The sequence below is a fragment of the Litoreibacter meonggei genome (assembly GCF_003663885.1).
Classification (GTDB): domain Bacteria; phylum Pseudomonadota; class Alphaproteobacteria; order Rhodobacterales; family Rhodobacteraceae; genus Litoreibacter; species Litoreibacter meonggei.
Genome location: NZ_RCCE01000001.1, coordinates 851292 through 870882 on the forward strand (window position 1 = coordinate 851292; position 19591 = coordinate 870882).

At 59.7% G+C, this 19591-nt stretch carries 20 protein-coding genes; 11 read left to right on the plus strand and 9 right to left on the minus strand.

Translation table 11 applies throughout. The features are described 5' to 3' along the window. Nucleotides 1–1215, minus strand: a complete 1215-nt coding sequence (locus BCF46_RS04245) for a biopolymer transporter ExbB (protein ID WP_121022012.1) — start codon at nt 1213–1215, stop codon at nt 1–3. An 81-nt stretch (nt 1216–1296) separates the two neighbouring features. Next, complete coding sequence (locus tag BCF46_RS04250; RefSeq protein ID WP_121022296.1) at nt 1297–1833, minus strand: gamma-glutamylcyclotransferase; 537 nt, start codon at nt 1831–1833, stop codon at nt 1297–1299. A 65-nt stretch (nt 1834–1898) separates the two neighbouring features. On the opposite strand from BCF46_RS04250, the gene BCF46_RS04255 reads away from it, so the two are divergent. Then, nucleotides 1899–2900: a DUF2125 domain-containing protein gene (locus BCF46_RS04255; RefSeq protein ID WP_170157858.1), complete on the plus strand. Its 1002-nt coding sequence runs from the start codon at nt 1899–1901 to the stop codon at nt 2898–2900. On the opposite strand, the gene BCF46_RS04260 is transcribed toward BCF46_RS04255, so the two are convergent. The 4 genes from BCF46_RS04260 to BCF46_RS04275 form a co-directional block, all read right to left on the minus strand. After that, the gene (locus BCF46_RS04260) at nt 2897–3448 is read right to left on the minus strand and encodes an extensin-like domain-containing protein (protein ID WP_245989769.1); all 552 of its coding nucleotides are present in this window, start codon (nt 3446–3448) and stop codon (nt 2897–2899) included. The two genes, BCF46_RS04255 and BCF46_RS04260, sit on opposite strands and share 4 nt — an antisense overlap. 287 nt (nt 3449–3735) lie before the next feature. After that, the gene (locus tag BCF46_RS04265; RefSeq protein ID WP_121022017.1) at nt 3736–4650 is read right to left on the minus strand and encodes a prephenate/arogenate dehydrogenase family protein; all 915 of its coding nucleotides are present in this window, start codon (nt 4648–4650) and stop codon (nt 3736–3738) included. Further along, the gene (hisC, locus tag BCF46_RS04270; RefSeq protein ID WP_121022019.1) at nt 4651–5721 is read right to left on the minus strand and encodes a histidinol-phosphate transaminase; all 1071 of its coding nucleotides are present in this window, start codon (nt 5719–5721) and stop codon (nt 4651–4653) included. 62 nt (nt 5722–5783) lie between these two features. Beyond that, nucleotides 5784–7961 (minus strand): primosomal protein N', encoded by a 2178-nt coding sequence (locus tag BCF46_RS04275; protein ID WP_121022021.1) that lies wholly within the window; start codon nt 7959–7961, stop codon nt 5784–5786. A gap of 87 nt (nt 7962–8048) precedes the next feature. Here BCF46_RS04275 and fsa point away from each other — a divergent pair, with 87 nt between their 5' ends. The 7 genes from fsa (at nt 8049) to BCF46_RS04310 (ending at nt 13993) form a co-directional block, all read left to right on the plus strand. Beyond that, on the plus strand, nt 8049–8702 hold the full coding sequence (gene fsa / locus BCF46_RS04280) for a fructose-6-phosphate aldolase (RefSeq protein ID WP_121022023.1): 654 nt from the start codon (nt 8049–8051) through the stop codon (nt 8700–8702). Between the two features lie 72 nt (nt 8703–8774). Then, nucleotides 8775–9731: a DUF808 domain-containing protein gene (locus tag BCF46_RS04285; protein WP_121022025.1), complete on the plus strand. Its 957-nt coding sequence runs from the start codon at nt 8775–8777 to the stop codon at nt 9729–9731. Nucleotides 9732–9786: 55 nt separating this feature from the next. Continuing rightward, a complete protein-coding gene (locus tag BCF46_RS04290; RefSeq protein ID WP_121022027.1) occupies nt 9787–10734 on the plus strand; it encodes a DMT family transporter in 948 nt (315 codons plus the stop codon). Between the two features lie 118 nt (nt 10735–10852). Beyond that, entirely contained in the window at nt 10853–11554 is a 702-nt protein-coding gene (locus tag BCF46_RS04295; protein WP_121022029.1) for a DUF484 family protein, read from the plus strand. Continuing rightward, a complete protein-coding gene (locus BCF46_RS04300) occupies nt 11554–12483 on the plus strand; it encodes a tyrosine recombinase XerC (RefSeq protein WP_121022031.1) in 930 nt (309 codons plus the stop codon). Before BCF46_RS04295 ends, BCF46_RS04300 begins: the two co-directional genes overlap by 1 nt. 113 nt (nt 12484–12596) lie before the next feature. Continuing rightward, nucleotides 12597–13184 (plus strand): cytochrome P460 family protein, encoded by a 588-nt coding sequence (locus BCF46_RS04305; protein WP_121022033.1) that lies wholly within the window; start codon nt 12597–12599, stop codon nt 13182–13184. A 113-nt stretch (nt 13185–13297) separates the two neighbouring features. Continuing rightward, the gene (locus tag BCF46_RS04310) at nt 13298–13993 is read left to right on the plus strand and encodes a CDP-alcohol phosphatidyltransferase family protein (RefSeq protein WP_121022034.1); all 696 of its coding nucleotides are present in this window, start codon (nt 13298–13300) and stop codon (nt 13991–13993) included. Here BCF46_RS04310 and BCF46_RS04315 read toward each other — a convergent pair. Continuing rightward, a complete protein-coding gene (locus BCF46_RS04315; protein WP_121022036.1) occupies nt 13990–14454 on the minus strand; it encodes a methylated-DNA--[protein]-cysteine S-methyltransferase in 465 nt (154 codons plus the stop codon). The two genes, BCF46_RS04310 and BCF46_RS04315, sit on opposite strands and share 4 nt — an antisense overlap. 3 nt (nt 14455–14457) lie before the next feature. Next, on the minus strand, nt 14458–17439 hold the full coding sequence (ileS, locus tag BCF46_RS04320) for an isoleucine--tRNA ligase (RefSeq protein ID WP_121022038.1): 2982 nt from the start codon (nt 17437–17439) through the stop codon (nt 14458–14460). A gap of 317 nt (nt 17440–17756) precedes the next feature. Here ileS and BCF46_RS04325 point away from each other — a divergent pair, with 317 nt between their 5' ends. Then, a complete protein-coding gene (locus BCF46_RS04325) occupies nt 17757–18380 on the plus strand; it encodes a hypothetical protein (RefSeq protein ID WP_121022040.1) in 624 nt (207 codons plus the stop codon). Between the two features lie 64 nt (nt 18381–18444). Here BCF46_RS04325 and BCF46_RS04330 read toward each other — a convergent pair whose 3' ends face one another. Continuing rightward, entirely contained in the window at nt 18445–18903 is a 459-nt protein-coding gene (locus BCF46_RS04330) for an RrF2 family transcriptional regulator (protein ID WP_121022042.1), read from the minus strand. Between the two features lie 81 nt (nt 18904–18984). Here BCF46_RS04330 and BCF46_RS19705 point away from each other — a divergent pair, with 81 nt between their 5' ends. Next, entirely contained in the window at nt 18985–19158 is a 174-nt protein-coding gene (locus BCF46_RS19705; RefSeq protein ID WP_162848068.1) for a hypothetical protein, read from the plus strand. Beyond that, nucleotides 19143–19565: a group III truncated hemoglobin gene (locus BCF46_RS04335; protein ID WP_121022044.1), complete on the plus strand. Its 423-nt coding sequence runs from the start codon at nt 19143–19145 to the stop codon at nt 19563–19565. Before BCF46_RS19705 ends, BCF46_RS04335 begins: the two co-directional genes overlap by 16 nt. The last annotated feature ends 26 nt before the right edge of the window (nt 19566–19591 follow it).

Sequence of the window (19591 nt, forward strand, 5' to 3'; positions counted from 1 at the left end):
CTACTCCCCCTGCTCGCGGTCCGGCAGTCTGCGAGTATTTGAAGGACGCCGGTCGCGGGTCAATTGCCGAACGGCTTGCGTGACCTGTGACAGATCACCGTGCAGCTGCGCTAGGCTTTCCTGCCGCCCCGACGACATCTCTTCGAGAATTTTCAGCAATTGCACATCAATAGAGCGCAAACGCATACGGCTTTCCGGATCGACACCGTCTTCGTTCGTCTCAGACAGTTTTGCCAGCAAACGCTCCTGTCCGTCGGCGACGCGGTTCAGCGCGTCCGTCGGGTCAATGGTCAAATCCAGCCGCTCGGTCAGGTGCCGCAGTGATCCCGTCAACCCATCTAGCTTTTCGGCCGTGGCTACGCGGCTCGCCTCGCCTTGCACAAAAAGGCCCTGCAGGCTGTCAATCTGCTCAACCATATGATCCAGAACAGTCGCCACGACGCCTTGATCAAACGCGCCGCCGCTCTCGCCTTCTCCTGACGAGAAACCGACGCGGGTGATCGTGGATAACCACTCTTCCATCTCGCGATAAAAACGGTTCTGGCCATGGCCCGCAAACAGCTCTAGCAGGCCGACAACCAGCGATCCGGCAAGACCCAGCAACGAAGACGCGAACGCGGTACCCATGCCCGCAAGCTGGCCTTCCAGCCCGGTCATCAACTGCCCGAACACCTTCGCGCCGCTTTCACCTTCTTCGACGTTCAACGACCGGATGGTGTCGACCACGCCGGGGATCGTTGTTGCCAAGCCATAGAACGTGCCTAACAGGCCAAGAAAAATCAGTAGGTTAACAATATAGCGCGTAATATCACGCGCCTCATCCATACGGGATGCTACCGAATCCAATATCGTGCGGGAGGAACCGGAACTGATTTGCATCCGCGCCCCACGCGAGCGCAACAACCCCGCGAGCCCCGCGAGCAAGCGCGGCGCACGAAACTCGTCATGATCAGCGCGATCTTGGGCGAAACTTTCGATCCATGACACCGAGGATGTCAGCTGCAACACTTGCCAAAAGCAGGCCAGAACGCCGACCACAAAGACCGTAAAGATCACGCCATTCAGATACGGGCTGGATATGAACACCGACGAAACTGCCGGATAAATGAAATAGCCGCCCGCCACCACAAGGCCAAGGATGATCAGCATCACGATGATCTGCCGCACCGGCTGAGTGAATTGCGGCGTGCGTTCCCGCTCGACTGGGGTGTCCATCAGGTAGGGGCCTCTGTCATGCTCGGACTTCTTTTTATTGTGGTCATGATACGGGCGAAAAGGTGCTTTTCAAAGGGGAAACTACCCCACCAGCTGCCGCACCCGTGCCACAAGCCAATCCATATCGGCATCTTCGATCCCGAACGCGTCCAGTTGCTGGGCGGTGTTGTATAGATATTCCGTATTCGGACCCCGCCCGCCAACGGCCTTGGCGATCACTTGCGCCTGCCGTTCCAGCTCCAACCCACCACAATACTGGATGTGGTCGCGCTCGATCACATAGCAAAGTGCTGGCACCCTCCGCCCGTCACGCAATTCCAGATCATGAACCTGCTCGACATAGGCCGCGGAGATCAGCTCGCGTTCGCGCAAGTAATCGAGAACGCGGTCGCGCTCTGAATCGTCCACGCGCATGGCCACACCTTCGCAAACGGCATCAGACTCGTCGAGCGCCAGCACAAGACCGGGATCTTCTTCTGACCCTCGATGATGGATAGACCACATGCAGAATGACCGGTGAAACCCGCCCAATCGCGCAAGCACTTGCTCTGCGGGCTCGAAGCCCGGATTCCACATCAAAGAGCCGTAGCCAAAAACCCAAAGTGGCGTATCAGTCATCATCTGGTCCTTCTATCGTCGGCCCTGTAAACAGCATCACGGGTTTCGGGAAAAGGACATTCCACATGCGCAAGCTTTTGATCGTCGTATTGGTGGCAGCCACCGCATGGGCAGCCTACTGGGTGGTAGGCGCCACCGCGTCGCAAAAAGCAACCGAGGGCTGGCTGGAGGCGCGCCGCGCCGAAGGCTGGCAAGTCGAGTATTCCGACCTCAAAGTGCGGGGCTTCCCGAACCGGTTCGACACTACGATTACCGGTGTTCAGTTAACCGACCCCGAGACCGGCCTAAGCTGGTCCGCGCCATTCTTTCAACTGTTTTCACTTAGCTACCAGCCTAACCATTTGATCGCGGCGTGGCCGAATACGCAAACTCTGGCCACGCCTTTCCAGAAAATTGATATTGAAACCAGCAAGATGACTGCCTCCCTTAAAGTTTTGCCAAACAGCACGCTGGAACTCGACAGCGCGACGGTTGTGATCGAAGGCGCAACGCTTGCGTCTTCTGAAGGTTGGAAAGCTGGTGCAGATAAAGTCAACGCCGCGATCCGCAGAACAGCTGGAAAGGAAATGACCTATGACATCGCTGCGCAGGCCGACACAGTGATCCCCGGGGATGCCCTTCGCAGCATGTTAGATGCGGGTGGCACGCTGCCCGATGTTATCGAGGCGATCAACTTCGACACCGAGATCGGTTTCGCCCGCCCACTCGATATTCGCGTGATCGAGGAGAACCGGCCCGACATGACCACCTTCAATATCAAAGACGCACGCGGCGCATGGGGCGAACTACAACTCCGTGCCAAAGGCGATCTGGCCATAGACGCCGAGGGCTATCCGACTGGCGAGGTCGCCTTGAACGCGCGCAATTGGCGTGAAATGTTAGCCCTTGCCGTCAGTGCCGGTGCAGTGCCGACCGAGGCAGCATCTGCCGCCGAACTGGGCTTGGGGTTTCTGGCAAAACTATCGGGCGCAGAAAACTCACTAGATGCTCCGCTGAGTTTCTCGAACGGTCGCATCTTTCTTGGACCGATCCCCATTGGAACCGCTCCGACGCTCAACCTACGCTAACGGCAATAGGTGCCGGAGCGGTAGCGCGCAGTGTCAAAGTGGAAGTGATCTTGATGGTAGCGATTGGCATTCGGCCCGAGAACTGTGCCGAACGGCCCGCAGGCCGCCTTGTGCATCTTCTTTAACGCTGGCCCGTTCTTCGCGCTGCGCCACCCCTTGAGCACCGTCATAGAGGAGCCATCCTTAAGGTTGATCGCGGCAATATCTACCGCACGGCCGCGACCATGTTCGGAAATCTTACCGCCTCGTTTGTTGTTACGGGTACGGCAGGCGTAGTGCGCCACAACTTTCAGCGATTTTACCCCACCTCCGCGACGCCCAACGGCGGGTTTCACGCCCTTCTCGACCCAAGCATTCAACGCCTTGGCCGTGTTGCAGTCAATTTTGGCGTGCTGGGTCAGCGCCACACCGGACACTTCGGTTACTTTTACCCCGTTATCCAGCCCACATCCCCGTAGCTTCGCAGGAATACGGCTGATCTTTTCGCCCCGAATATTCGGATTGCCACAGACCGAGCCTTGCAGCCCTTTCGCCACACGCTTGGACATCTTGGTTGTCTTCGTCCCTGAACGCGTGCGCGCATTGGGCTTCTTCTTGAATGCTTGCTTGAGCTGTTGGCCAAACGTGTTCCGTCGCGTGCTCTTTCTGACAGTCCCTCCGCCTCGCTCCGACGGTCGTAAAGATCGCCGCGGGGCCAGTTGAGAACTGGATACTTCTACGATCACCACCCGGTCTTGTGCAGTTTCAATCGGTACTCGCGGAGCAGGCCGCACGGAAGTCGTCGTATTCGCCTGCGCGATCCCGGAGATCAAAAGAAAGGCAACTGCAAGCCACCTCATTTGGCGTTCCGCCCGAAGTTCGGCATGTCGGTATCCTGCCCCGCGTCAATAATGCCGCGACGCACGGCGCGTGTGCGGGTGAAATAGTCGTGCAGATGGTCGCCGTCGCCCGTGCGAATGGCGCGCTGCAACGCGAACAATTCCTCGGTAAAGCGGCCAAGGATTTCCAACGTCGCCTCTTTGTTGGATAAGAACACATCACGCCACATCGTCGGGTCCGACGCTGCGATCCGCGTGAAATCACGGAAACCGGCGGCGGAGTATTTCACCACCTCGCTATCGGTGACGCGCTGCAAATCATCGGCGACGCCAACCATCGTGTAGGCAATCAAATGCGGCGTATGGGACGTCACGGCCAGCACCAAATCATGGTGCGGCGCATCCATCTCATCGACATTCGCCCCCATCCCGTTCCACAAGGATTTGTAGCGGGCAAGGACATCAGGATCGGTCCCCTCCAACGGGGTGAACAGGCACCACAGGTTATCAAACAACTCGGCAAAGCCAGAACGAGGTCCGGATTGTTCCGTCCCCGCCAACGGGTGCGCAGGAATGAAATGCACACCTTCGGGCAAATGTGGCGCGACAGCTTCGATCACCGCGACCTTGGTGGAGCCGACATCTGACACCAACGCCCCCTGCTTCAACGCAGGCGCAACTTCTGCAGCGACAGCCCCCATCGCCCCAACCGGCACGCAAAGCATCACCAGATCGGCGCCCTCGACGGCTTCCGCAGCGCTGTCCACCACTCTGTCGCAGAGACCAATTTCGCGCGCCACATCGCGGGTCTCGGCGGAGCGGGCGTAGCCCACGACCTCCCCAGCCAAACCGGCGCGTTTGATGGCATGAAACATTGATCCCGCAATCAGCCCCAGCCCGATCAGGGCCACGCGGTCGTACAGTTGTGCCATTCAGAGCACCTCCTTGATGGCCGCGACAACCCGCTTGCAGGCGGCTTCCGTCCCGACAGTAATGCGCAGGCAACTCGGCAGGCCGTAGCCTGCCACCAACCGCACGATCAGCCCTTTGGTTTTCAGGTGGGCGTCCACGGACTCGGCCTTGGCCTGATCCTCGAACCGCGCCAGCACGAAATTCGCTTCGGACGGGTCAACGGCAACGCCCATCGCGTCCAGCTGTGCAGTCATCCAGTCGCGCATCCGCGCGTTCTCAACGCGGCACCACTCGGTGTACCCCACATCGCGCATCGCCATCTCGGCGGCTTTCAACGCGGGCACGCTCAGGTTGAACGGTCCGCGCACGCGGTTCAGCGTGTCGATGATCTCTTGCGGGCCATAGCCATAGCCGATGCGCAACCCGCCAAGCCCGTATATTTTCGAAAAGGTCCGCGTCATGAACACGTTGTCCCGTGCGTCGATCACCGCCTTTCCCGCGTCAAAGCCGTCGACAAATTCCGCGTAAGCCCCGTCCAGCACCAGCAGGCAGCCCTCCGGTAAGCCATCCGCCAATCGCGCGACTTCTGCCTCGTCGATCATCGTGCCGGTCGGGTTGTTCGGGTTTGCGATAAACACCAGCTTCGTGTGCTCCGTCACCGCCGCCAGCAATTTATCAACATCCGTGCGCCGCTCGGTTTCCGGCGCGACCACGGGCGTGGCCCCCGCCGCCAGTGCGGAAATGCGGTACATGGAGAAACCGTGTTCGGTGTAGAGGACTTCATCCCCCGGCCCTGCAAAGGCGTAGCACAGGAACGAGATGATCTCGTCCGAGCCAACGCCGCAAGTGATCCGCGCAGGGTCCATTCCCTGCACCTCGCCGATCGCTTCGCGCAGTTCAGCGTGGTCGGTAGACGGGTACAAATGCAGCTCGCCCGACGCTTGCCGGAACGCATCCAAAGCACGCTTCGAAGGCCCGTGGGGATTCTCGTTCGAAGACAGCTTCACCACCTCGGTGACGCCCTCGATTTTCGAGGCCCCCGACTGGTATAGCTCGATCTCCATGATCCCCGGCTGCGGCGTGATCGTCATGTCAGTTGTCCCCAAAGTTCCGCCCGTTTTAACCAGCCCGAACGGGCTTGGAAAGGACCGCTTTAAAAGAAGCTTTGGGGGTCGATATCAATCTGCAATCGCAGGTCACCTTTAAGCCGCACAGGCCGGATCCATTCCGACAATGCGCTTTGCAAGGCCACGCCCTTGGGCGCCTTCACCAGTAACCGCACGCGGTGCCGTCCGCGTATCCGCGCGATGGGGGCAGGTGCAGGGCCGTAGACTTGCGCACCCACGCGCTTCAACGCCCCGTCATTGCGCGCCAACGCGTTGCCCAAATCGAACACCGGCCCGACTTCCGGCCCTGACAGGATCACCCCTGCCATGCGCCCGTAAGGCGGCATCCCCGCTTGTTCCCGTTCCGCCGCTTCGGCGCGCCAGAATGCTTCCTCGTCGCCGTTCAGGATCGAGGTGATCACCGGATGCTCCGGCTGGAAGGTCTGCAGCAACGCCACCCCGCGCTTTTCCGCGCGTCCGGCCCGCCCTGCCACTTGGCGCATAAGCTGGAAAGTCTTTTCCGCGGCCCGCAGGTCGGAGCCTTGCAAGCCAAGGTCCGCGTCAATCACGCCCACCAGCGTCAGATGCGGGAAGTTGTGCCCCTTTGCCACCAGTTGCGTGCCGATAATGATATCGGCCCCACCTTCGGCAATATCCTCGATATGCGCCTTCAACTCGCGTGAGGTGCCGTAAAGATCCGACGACAGCACCACCACACGCGCGTTAGGAAACAGCTCTGCCAACTCCTCCCCCATCCGCTCCACGCCGGGGCCGATGGGGGCCAACCGATCCTCCGCCTCGCAGGACGGACAGGCGGTCGGCATCGGTTTCGTCTCGCCGCATTGGTGGCACATCAGGCGTTTCAAAAACCTATGCTCTACCATCCGCGCGTCGCAATGTTCACACACGATCTGATGCCCGCACGCCCGACACAACGTCATCGGCGCGTAGCCTCGGCGGTTCAGGAACACCAGCGACTGCTCGCCCAACTCGATCCGCTTGGCGATCTCGCGCTGCAAGGTCGGCGACACCCAGCGCGATCCGGGCAGGTCTTCGCGCCGCATGTCGATCGCGCGCATCTCCGGCAGGACGGCATCGCCAAACCGCGACGTCAGCTCGACCCGCGCGTATTTGCCAGCCTCCGCGTTGGCCCAAGTTTCCAGCGACGGCGTGGCCGAGGCCAGCACCACTTGTGCCCCGCATAAGGATGCCCGCAAAACCGTCATGTCGCGTGCATTGTAGAGCACACCGTCTTCTTGTTTGTAGGAGCTGTCATGCTCCTCATCCACGACAATCAAGCCAAGGTCGCGATAGGGCAAAAACAGCGCGGAGCGCGCGCCGACAATCAATTCCGCCCCGCCATCCGCGACCATGCGCCAGACGCGGCGGCGCTCGGTCATGGTCACGCCCGAATGCCATTCCGCAGGCCGTGCGCCGAAGCGTTCCTCCACGCGGGTCAGGAATTCCGAGGTCAGGGCAATTTCCGGCAGCAGCACCAAGGCCTGCCGCCCACGACGCAGGCACGCCGCCACTGCTTCCAGATAAACTTCTGTTTTACCCGACCCTGTCACGCCTTTGAGCAATGTCGTCGAATAACCGTCACGGTCCAAAGCGGCGACCGCAGCCGCCTGATCTTCGGTCAACTCCTTACTGGGGCGCGACGGGTCAAGCTTCATGAAGGGCAAATCGCGCGGGCTGTCTTCCTCGCGCACCGCGCCTTGCGCGGCCAAGCCTTTAACGACAGACGTCCCAACACCCGCCTGCTCGGCCAGCTCTTTCAACGTGAACGACAACCCGCCGAACTCTTCCAGCACCGCCAGTACTTTTTCGCGGGCGGGGGTCATGCGGTCGACCTCGCCTGAGCCCATGCGGAATACTTTGCGCATCGCGGGCGGGTCGCCCAGTCCCGGCGAGCGTGTCGCTAGCCGGACCATCGCGTGCAGAGGCGTCAGCGTGTACAACCCCGCGCGGGTCAGAAATTCCTTCATCTCGTCGCGCATGGGCGGCACGTCCAGCACCCGTATGACCGAGCGGGTTTTGGCGTAATCGAAATCCCCCTTGCCCGGCCCCCAAACGACACCAAGCACTTTGCGCGGGCCAAGCGGCACCTCGACGAAAGCGCCCAGATGGCAACCACCTTCGGGCGCTTTGTAGTCCAGCATGCGGTCCAGAGGCTGGGTGGTCACGACCCCCACCAAATCGCCTTCATGGAAAAACCCGCTCACGACTGCCCTTTCACCGTTTGCCCTCACCTACAGAACTGAGGTAAAGCCACACTTAACCAGAGCAACCGCCCACTGAAAGGTATTCCCATGAAATTCTTCGTAGACACCGCCGAAATCGACGACATCAAAGAACTGAACGCCTTGGGCATCGTGGACGGGGTCACCACCAACCCGTCGTTGATCGCGAAATCCGGCCGTGATATTCTGGAAGTCACCAAGGAAATTTGCTCGATTGTTGATGGCCCCGTTTCCGCAGAAGTGGTTGCGCTGAACGCCGACGACATGATCGCCGAGGGGCGCAAGCTGGCCAAGATCGCGGACAACATTGCCGTGAAAGTGCCATTGACATGGGACGGGCTGAAAGCCTGTAACGTGCTGACGAACGAAGGCCACATGGTCAACGTCACGCTCTGCTTCTCGGCCAACCAAGCCCTGCTGGCCGCCAAAGTCGGCGCGACCTTCATCTCGCCCTTCATCGGTCGCCTCGATGACCTGAACCTCGACGGCATGGAGCTGATCGCGGACATCCGCAACATCTACGACAACTACGGCTTCGAGACGCAGATCCTTGCCGCCTCCATCCGTTCCGCCAACCACATGTCGGACTGCGCAGCCGTTGGCGCGGACGTGGCCACCGCGCCTCCGGGCGTGATCAAGAAAATGGCAGATCATGTGCTGACTGAAAAAGGCCTGGAAGGCTTTATGAAAGACGTCGCCAAGGCGAACATCAAAATCGTCTAAACGCCACCGAAATCCTATGCTAAAAGGCCGTGTGTTCACCCCGAACACGCGGCCTTTCCTTTAGGAGCATTTATGAGCGGACTACTTGCACTACTCGACGACGTCGCGGGCATCGCCAAAGTCGCGGCGGCCTCGGTTGACGATGTCATGGGGCAAGCCGCCAAGGCGGGGGCCAAAGCCGCCGGTGCGTTGATCGACGATGCGGCGGTGACGCCCAAGTATCTGCACGGTTTCGAGGCGTCACGCGAACTGCCCCTTGTCTGGCGCATCGCCAAGGGATCGCTGAAGAACAAGCTGCTCTACCTGCTGCCCATCGGGTTGCTGTTATCGAACTTTGCCCCGTGGTCGATCACGCCGCTGCTTATGCTGGGCGGTGGGTATTTGTGTTTCGAGGGTGCCGAGAAGATCGCCCACCTGTTCACCCATGACGATCACCACGCGGACCAACCCGAAAACCTGCCGGAAGACCCAGCTCATCTGGAGGAAGAAAAAGCCGCCGGAGCGATCAAGACCGATTTCATCCTGTCCGCCGAGATCATGACAATCGCGCTGGCCGAAATTCCGCCAAGCTCGCTGGTCATGGAGGCCGCAACCCTGTTTACCGTCGCTGTCGGCATTACTGCGTTGGTCTACGGGTCCGTGGGGTTGATCGTTAAGGCCGACGATATCGGCCTGACCATGGCGGAGCGCGGACGCCTCTCGGCAACCCGCTCTCTGGGGCGCGGTATCGTAAAGGCTATGCCGGGCTTCCTGCAAATGCTGCTTGTCGTGGGCACCGCCGCGATGCTTTGGGTCGGCGGTTCCATCGTGATCCACGGTTTGGACAGCCTCGGGTTCAGTTGGCCCGAGCATATAATCCACGACATTTCCTACGCTGCCGCCGATACTGTTGGTGCCGCCAAAGGTGCGGTGCAATGGATCACCAAAGCCGCGGTGGATGGCGTTTTCGGCCTTGCGCTTGGTTTGGTGCTGATCCCCATCGCAACCAAAATTCTGATCCCGACTTGGGGGGCCATACGCGGGAAATAACCGTTAGGTGCTTTGCCGCTGGACCATGCCTGCGCCCTGCCCTAGCGTCGCCCGAATGAAGCTCTCTCCCACGACCCTTGGCCCGCTGTTTGCCGCCATCGCTGTGACGCTGTTCTCGTTGAACGACGTCACTATGAAGTTCCTGTCGGGCGGCTATGCGCTGCATCAGATCGTGCTGATCCGCTCGATCGTCGGCATGGCTGTGGTGATGCTGTTCATGGTGCCGTTTCAAGGTGGATTTGCGGCGATCAAAACACAACGCATCGGGGCGCAGATGGCGCGCGCGGGCATGGTATTCTTCGCTAACATGACGTTCTTTCTGGGGCTTGCCGCCCTGCCACTCGCCGATGCCGTGGCGCTGTTCTTCGTGTCGCCCTTCGTCATCACCATCTTCTCAGTGTTGTTCTTGGGCGAAACCGTCGGCGCCCGCAGGTGGGGCGCTGTCGCCTTTGGCTTGATCGGCGTGCTCATCATTCTGCGGCCGGGCACCTCTGCCTTCCAACCCGCGTCGCTGCTGCCCATCGCTGCCGCTTTTGGCTACGGCGGCCTGCACATCATGACGCGGTACCTGCGCAATACCGAGACCACAGTCTCCATGGTGTTCTATATCCAGCTGATGTTCATCCTCGCCACCTGTGCCTTGGGTCTGCTCATGGGGGACGGCAAGTTCGCCACGACGGATAACGCCTCGCTGGAATTCCTGTTCCGCCCATGGGTCTGGCCCGAGCCAAGCGACCTGCCTTACATCCTGATCCTTGGCCTGTTCGCATCGGTCGGTGGCTACTTCATCTCGCTGGCCTACCGCATGGGCGAGGCGGCCCTGGTCGCGCCGTTTGAATATCTTGCCCTGCCGCTATCAATCGTTCTTGGGATGCTGATTTTCGACGAATGGCCGGACACTGTGGCATGGATAGGCATCGCCCTGATCCTCGGCTCCGGCCTTTACACAGTCTGGCGCGAAAATCAGCTCGCCAAGCGGCAAACGCCTAAACGTCAGGGCTAGTAGGCACTGGGTGATTCAGATTTGTGACACCACACGCTTCGCGCAATCTGAGCGTGGAAAAAGCGCGGTCCTTGGTCTATAGTTCCGCAAAACAAAGCCATAATCAAAGGCAACGAGCATGATAAAGCAGGCCGAAGTGCTGGACGCGCTGCGCACCAAAATACTAACCGACCCAGAGGTTATTCTGGAAGATCAAGACCTTATGCGGGCCTTGATCGATGCGAACGAACGGTCTCTGGGCGGGAACATCGTGGACCTGCGTGGAGTCGCGATGGAGCGTCTTGAAAGCCGTCTTGACCGGCTAGAAGACACCCATCGTTCGGTGATTGCCGCCGCCTACGAAAATCTGGCTGGCACCAATCTCATTCACAACGCCATTTTGAAGGTTTTGGAGCCGACAGACTTCCCTTCCTTCCTAACCGCCTTGTCTGGCGACCTACTGGAATCCCTTCGAGTTTCGCGCCTGCGTTTGATCCTCGAGTCCAAAGAGCATGACAGCCCGTCCATCGGGTTTGAGGACGTCTTGTCTATCGTGGAGCCCGGCGTAGTCGATCACTACATCACCGCAGGTCGCGACATTCCCGTGCGTCCTGTCAGCTTGCGTCAAGTCTCGCCCGCGTCCGAAGACGTTTACGGCGATAACGCCTCCTACATCAAATCCGAAGCTCTGCTACGTCTCGATCTTGGCGAAGGTCGGCTGCCGGGTCTTCTGGTTCTAGGCTCTGAAGACCCACACCAGTTCCGCCCCAATCAAGGAACTGACCTCCTGACATTCTTCGGCGGAGCCTTCGAGCGGGCGATCAAACGCTGGCTGGCGTAATGCTAATCTCGCCGGCCTGCCGCGACGCTCTGGAAGGTTGGCTTATCCACCGCAAATCGCTCGACGGCGTGGCTGCAAACACCATTGAGGCCTATCGCAGTGATGTGTTGGGCTTTCTCAACTTCATTACAGCGCATTTTGGCGACAGTACCGGCCTGAAACCTCTGGCCCGCGTCAAACCCACCGACATGCGCGCGTGGATGGCTCATGAACGGAAACGCGGTGTTGCCGCGCGGTCGCTCGCCCGTGAACTGTCCTCGGTCAAAAGCTTTTACCGCTGGCTGGCCGAGCGAGAGGGGTTCGAACCCACCGCAGTCCTCGCCACCCGCTCGCCTAAGTTTCAGAAAAAACTCCCACGTCCGCTGGCGGTTGATGCCGCCCGCGCCATGATCGACACCGTTGACACCCAAGCCAACAAAGATTGGATCGCCGCCCGCGATGCCGCTGTCCTGACATTGCTTTATGGTTGCGGCCTACGGATATCCGAGGCCTTGGGCCTCACCTTCGCGGACGCTCCACTGCCGGACGTCATACGCATCATCGGTAAAGGCGGCAAAGAACGCGTTGTGCCTGTCATCGCACCGGCACGGGTCGCCGTGGATCGCTATTTGGCCGCGCAGCCCTTCCCGATGCAACCCGGTGATCCGCTTTTCCGCGGGGTACGTGGCGGCGCCCTTAGTCCGCGCCAAATCGCCAAAGCAATGGAAAGCGCGCGGATGCAACTCGGCCTGCCCGCAACGGCCACGCCACATGCTATGCGCCACTCCTTCGCGACCCACTTGTTGGAAGCCGGCGGCGATTTGCGTGCGATTCAGGAACTGCTCGGTCACGCGTCCCTTTCTACGACCCAAGCCTACACCGCCGTCGATACCGCGCGCTTGATGGAAGTCTACGACAACGCCCACCCCAAAGGACGCAAACACGGGTAAACCCTTCAAAGCCTCACGCCATTGTGTCCAATCGTTTGGAAACTTGTATTGGCAGAACCAGCTCAACCCTGCGACAAACTGTCCAAGTTTTGTTTTTTTGGAGACACAGTTACATGACCATCCGCACCTTCGTCGCAGCCGCGACCATCGCAACCGCCTTGACGTCGACAGCAGCGAGTGCTGCCGATTGCGCTGTCGACGTTGAAGATCCGTTCGACCTTGAAGCCGCTCAGATCAATGAAATCTACGACTGCCTCAAAGACGCAATGGCCGAAGGCTACGCAAAGCAAGGTGATGAGATCGCGTCGAACTTCCGGTCGTGGACGGTCAGCTCCACTCGCCCCGCCGTTGCGGGGCCGCATGGCAACCGCCTGTTGCAGACCTTCGCCAATGACATCGCCGCCGAGCAGTATCTGAAATTCGCCGAAGAGGGCGTGGTGATGCCAGTCGGGTCCGTGCTCGCAAAAGAATCCATCAAGATTTCAAAGAAGAAAAAGAAGGCCGTCACCGGCCCGCTTTTCATCATGACCAAAATGGAGGCTGGCGCGATCCCCGAGACCGCAGACTGGCTTTATGCCGGCATCCAGCCCAATGGCAAAGTGATGAAGATCAAGCAAAGCTTCTGCCATGATTGCCACGCAAACTACCCTGATCAGGACATGCTCGCCTACCCCCTCGAAGAGGTGCGGGTCGGCAACTAGGCCTTAACACACAAACTTTTGGAAAGGCGCGTCCCATCGGGTGCGCCTTTTCTTATGCGATTTGACCGCTCGTTACACTTTACAATTTACGTCACTTTGGGCCATGAGGGGCCATGACACCTCAGATCAAAGCCCTCTCCGTCCATTTTCTGACCGCCACCGGAGCCGTATTCGCCATGTTGGCGATGCTCGCGGCCGTGGAGGAAGAATGGGCATTGATGTTCGTCTGGTTGGTTGTGGCCTTTGCCGTGGACGGCATCGACGGGCCGATGGCGCGCAAATATGACGTCAAACAATACGCCCCGCAATTTGACGGCGTGCTGCTTGATCTGATCATTGACTACCTCACCTACGTATTCATCCCCGCTTTCGCGCTATTCCAATCAGGCCTGTTCGAAGGTTGGACAGGCTGGTTTGTCATCATCGTGATCACCTTCACATCGGCCCTATACTTTGCCGATACACGCATGAAAACTAAGGATAATTCGTTCTCCGGTTTCCCCGGGTGCTGGAACATGGTGGCCCTTGTTGTCTTCGCCTTACAGCCGAATTTCTGGATCATTCTGGTGTTGGTTACAGTTCTGGCCATTGCCATGTTCTTACCGCTTAAATTCGTCCATCCGGTTCGCACAGAGCGTTGGCGCGCAGTCACCCTGCCCATGGCCCTCGCGTGGACGTTCTTCGCTGGCTGGGCCGCTTGGGTGGATTTCGACCCGCAAAGCTGGGCGCATTGGGGACTGATCGTGACCTCCATATACCTGCTTTTTGCGGGCGTAGCGCAGCAGGTTCTGTTCGGCAAAGACGGCTAGATCAGCAGCGACGCCGCGCCCTCAAGCTTCAACAACTCGACCTTCGCCTCGACCCCGCCCGCACCTGAAAAGCCACCCAAACCCGTGGCACCCAAAACACGGTGACAAGGGATCAAAATGGCAATCGGGTTCGCGCCGCAGGCCTGCCCGATCGCCTGAGCCGACACGCCCAAGTCCGCGGCCAAATCGCCATAGGTGCGCGTTTCGCCATACGGGATCGCGCTAAGGGCCGCGTAGAATTTCTGTTGAAACGCAGACCCGCGCGGCTTTAGTGGCAGGTCAAACTGCTGCCTACTTCCGGCGAAGTATTCGTGCAGCTGGGTGACCGCGTGTCCCAGTACACCCGTCTGTGCTATGTCGCCCGAGTTATCCCACTCCAGCTCCACAATCGCACCGTCCCGCTCAATTAGAGTGATCGGTCCGACGGGGCTTTCAAGCCGTGCTCGCGCCCCGTCGCTCATTGCTTACTCCAACGCCGTGTCGCAGCGCTGGCAGACACCTGCATGGGTGTGGCTGCCCACATCCGGCAGAATCTTCCAGCAGCGTTGGCATTTGTCACCATCCGCTTTGTCGAACACCACCGCCACGCCGTCAGTATCCTCCAAAGCGAACGCACCGTCCGGTGCCGCATCAGTGGTCACCGTGATGCCGGAGGTGATGCACATATCGTCGAAGTTCACAGTTTTCAGCACCTCGGCGGCCTCTGCACCGACAAACACGGTCGGAGCCGCTTCCAGCGACGATCCGATAACCTTCGCTGTCCGTTCGACTTCCAAAGCACCCGTCACGACGCGGCGCACTTTGCGCACGGTGGCCCATTTGGCGGCCAGTTCTGCATCACGCCACGCGACGGGCGTTTCCGGAATGTCTGTCAGGTGCACTGACGATTCATCGCCCGGGAAGCGTTCCAGCCAGATTTCCTCGCAAGTGAACACCAGCACCGGCGCAAGCCACGTGGTCAGACGGTGGAACAAGATGTCCAGCACCGTTCGCGCTGCCCGACGGCGGGCGGTGTCGCCGTCGCAATACAAAGCGTCCTTGCGGATGTCGAAGTAGAACGCCGACAGGTCGACCGTCGCGAAGGTGAAGATTGCTTGGAACACGCCTTGAAAATCGTACTTGGCGTAACCTTCGCGCACCACTTCGTCCAACTCGGACAAGCGGTGCAGCACCCAGCGTTCCAGCTCCGGCATATCCGCAGGTTCCACCCGATCCGCCTCGCTAAAGTCATTCAATGACCCCAGCATATAGCGCATCGTGTTGCGCAGGCGGCGGTAACTGTCGGCCACACCTTTGAGGATTTCGTCCCCGATGCGCTGGTCCAAAGTGAAGTCGGTTTGTGCTACCCAAAGACGCAAAATATCAGCGCCATATTGCTGCACGATCTTCTCGGGCACGATGGTGTTGCCGATGGATTTGGACATCTTCATGCCCTTCTCGTCCAGCGTGAACCCGTGGGTTAGCACGCCGCGATACGGCGCATGCCCGATGGTCCCACAGGCCTGCAACATCGACGAGTGGAACCACCCGCGGTGCTGATCCGTGCCTTCCAGATACAGGTCGGCCATGCCGTCCTCGCTACCGTCCTCACGGTCGCGCAACGTGAACGCGTGGGTGGAGCCGGAATCGAACCACACATCCAAAATGTCCATCACCTGATTGTAGTCGTCAGGGTTCACGATGCCGCCCAAGAACCGCTCTTTCGCGCCATCCTTGTACCAAGCATCCGCGCCCTCGACCTCGAAGGCCTCCAGCACGCGGGCGTTGACCTCTTCGTTACGCAGCAGGAAGTCGTCGGCGTCCGGCAAGGCGCCGTTCTTGGTGAAGCAGGTCAGCGGCACGCCCCACGCCCGTTGACGCGACAGCACCCAATCAGGGCGCGCCTCGATCATCGAGAACAGGCGGTTGCGGCCCGTCTGTGGCGTCCATGTTACCAGCTCGTCGATGCTGCGCAGCGCACGCTCACGGATCGTCTTGCCATAGGTGTCCTGACCGTCACCGACCTCCTTGTCGACCGCCGCAAACCATTGGGGCGTGTTGCGGTAGATCACCGGAGCCTTGGAGCGCCACGAATGCGGATAACTATGCGTCAGCCGCCCGCGAGCCATCAACAGGTTGCCGGATGCCAGCACGTCGATCACCGCCTTGTTCGCGTCCCCCTCTTTGCCGTTCGGCTTGAGGATGCGCTTGCCGCCAAACAGCGGCAGGTCAGCACGATAAGAGCCGTCTTCCATGACGTTATACGTCATCGGCAAGCCAAATTTCTGGCCGATCTGATAGTCGTCATCCCCGTGCGAAGGGGCCGTGTGCACAAAGCCCGTACCCGCTTCCTCGGTCACGTGATCGCCGGGCAACATTGGCACGTCGTAGTCCCATTCGCCCTGCCCGTCCGGCACGCCGCGCAGCGGGTGCTTCAACGTCAACGCCTCTAGCACCGCTGGCGACGCGTCGCGCATGCGCTCAAACCCGTCAACGCGGGCTTGGGCGAAGATGCCTTCCGCCAACGCATCCGCCACCAGATACTTCTCGCCGACCTTGGCCCAGTTGTCTTCGGCGGCCTCGGTGATTTTATAGAGGCCGTAGCTGATCTTCGGCCCGAAACACACCGCGCGATTTTGCGGGATGGTCCACGGGGTCGTGGTCCAGATCACCACGTTGGTGTTAGTAAATTCCGAGCCGATCTCTTGCGCCGCCGCAGCCGTCTTGCTTTCGTCGCCGCCAGTGATCTCCGCCACCAAACTTTCGGTTCCAGCAACACCCACGACAGGGAATTTCACCCAGATCATATCCGACTTGTGGTCGTGATACTCGACCTCCGCCTCGGCCAACGCGGTCTTCTCAACCGGCGACCACATCACAGGTTTGGAGCCTTGATACAGCGTTCCCGTCATCAGGAACTTCTGGAACTCCTCGGCAATCACGCGTTCCGCATGGAAGTTCATCGTCAAATACGGATCATCCCAGTTGCCCGTGACGCCCAGACGCTTGAACTCCTCGCGCTGTATATCGACCCAGCCGGCGGCAAACTCACGGCATTCCTGACGGAACTCCACAACGTCCACGGCGTCTTTGTCTTTGCCCTTGGCGCGGTATTTCTCCTCGATCTTCCACTCGATTGGCAGCCCGTGGCAATCCCAGCCGGGGATGTAGCGCGCGTCGCGGCCCATCATCTGCTGAGAGCGGACGACCATGTCCTTCAGGATCTTGTTCAACGCGTGGCCGATATGCAAATGCCCGTTGGCATAGGGCGGGCCGTCATGCAGCGTGAAGGGTTCGCGGGTCTCGGTCCGTGCCTTCTCGCGCAGCCGCTCATAAACGCCGATCTTGGCCCAACGCTCCAGCCAGCCCGGCTCGCGCTTGGGCAGGCCCGCGCGCATCGGGAAGTCGGTTTTCGGCAGGTTCAGCGTGTCTTTGTAGGAAATGGTCTCAGGGGTGTCGGCGCACATGTCAGGCGTCCTTTGTCGTCGAATTTGCAAATCGGAGTGGGGTCGGTGCGAGCATCTCAAACACCTTTGCCCGGCGTCTCATCTGAATCAGAGCGCCGGGGATATAATTCGAATAATGACGCGAAGATAGGTCATGGGCTTTCTATAGCGCCGCTGCGCGCGCTGGTCCATCGCCTTATTGCAGAGCAGGTGACCGCCCGCCAGCGCGGGCTTCACGTCTTTTGAACGGGTTTCTCACACGCTGATCTGGCGGGGACCGCTAGAGTGTCGTCACTCCCCAATATCCCTTTTCACCCCTCACCTACCCGGAGGTCACAATGTTTAAGACAGTTCTTTTCGCAGGTCTGACCACCTTGATCGCAACAGGCCAATTGGTTGCAGGGCAGCACCTTTCGCCAAACGACACAGAGATAGGGACCGTCTCTGGCGGCTCCAACGACTACCTGTTTCTCAAATCCCCTCGTGAAGGGGCTGATGTCACGCTGACCATTCGACCGGTCGCCGGGCAGGCTTTTCCATCCGAGATCGAACGCATCAATCCCGGCACCTCTGCGCTGGCGGATGAGTTGAAGATCAACTGGTATGCCCAAGCCAGTTGTAGCGCAGGCATCCAGCAATTGCGCTCGGCAGGCCCCGGAGGCACCTCCGTGCAAACCATCAACGGAAGCCGCAATGCGATCGCGGGCCGCAGCAATATCCAAAGCTTTGATGTGGAGGCGGTAGACCGTGTGTGTATCCGCTGGGCGAAAGCCATGATCGCGCAATGCGGCTGGCCATTCGAGCCAGGGGTCGGATGCGACTTCGAGGAGACGTTCTCTTATGACGCAACCACACAGGTTCCACGCAGCAGCCCCGTGCGGGTATCGGGCAGTTGTGTTAATAGCCAGTTGCCCACGACCGACTATTATGGACGTCTGACATTGCGCTGCGCTTTCGAGTAACCGCGTGTCGCGCTCTCCCGGCGGGCATCCCTTGGCAGACTGCCCGTCAGGCTTTTGCGCCCCGCTAGGCGGGTTCGTCCAGCGCGTTTGCGGCCTCCAAGCCCAGCAATCGCGTCAATGCGGCTCCCTGCCCGCTGACATCTTCCAGACTGTAGCCGTCCAGCACGGTAAAGAACGCCTCCTGCGCTTCGGCCAATGGCCCGCGCAGCCCGCATGCTGGCGTGATGGCGCAAGCCCCGTTGCCCGCAAAACACTCCGCGACAGACAGGTTCCGCGTCAGGCTGCGTACCACCGCACCGACGCGAATTTCACCCGCCGGTTTTGCCAGACTCAAACCGCCAGTGCGCCCGCGGGTAGAGTGCACATATCCTTCCGCAACCAATGCCGTCGCCACCTTGGAGAGATGATGCTCCGACAGCGAAAACTTCGCTGCAATTTCCGCGACCGACGCCCTGCGCGCGCCGCATAGCCGCAGGTAAATCAAGGCGCGCAGCCCGTAGTCGGTGAACTTGTCCAGTTGCATGCGACATAATTAGCATTTGTAATGCGCAATTAAAAGCGTTAGATATTGCGCATCTTAAATGCCCATTAAGGGGAATATACGATGTCCGTAGCCACCACCGCCGAGAAGATCGCCGAAATCCTGCTTTGGCCGGGCACCAAGATTTGTCAGTTTTTCGGCATTCAACCCACCGATGACGCGGGCCTGATCCGCTCCATGTTCAATATGCTGGTGTACCTATGCATTCTGCTTCCAATCGTATGGATCGTTCTTTGAACGCTCAGCCACCCCGTTTCGACATCACGCCTCACCAGATCGACCAAGTGGTCACCAAATTCTACGCAAAGGTCCGGGCCGATTCCGTGCTTGGCCCAGTGTTTGCGGCGCATGTCCCTGATGACGGCTGGCCCGCCCACGAGGCCAAGATCGCCAGCTTTTGGCGCAATGCTATCCTGTCGGAGCGCAGCTACGATGGAAATCCCATGCAAAAGCACATGGCGGCTCGAGACGTAGAAGGCGAACACTTCCCCCGCTGGTTGTCGTTGTTCGATACGGTTCTCTCGTCGGAACTCCCTCCGGCAACCGCGCTTGCCTTCTCGACCCTTGCGCACCGCATTGCCCGAGGCTTGCGCATGGGGGTCGAGGATTTGCGCGCGCCAATAGGCGCACCACCCAGCCTGTAGCTGCGTTCATTTATCCCATGACGCCC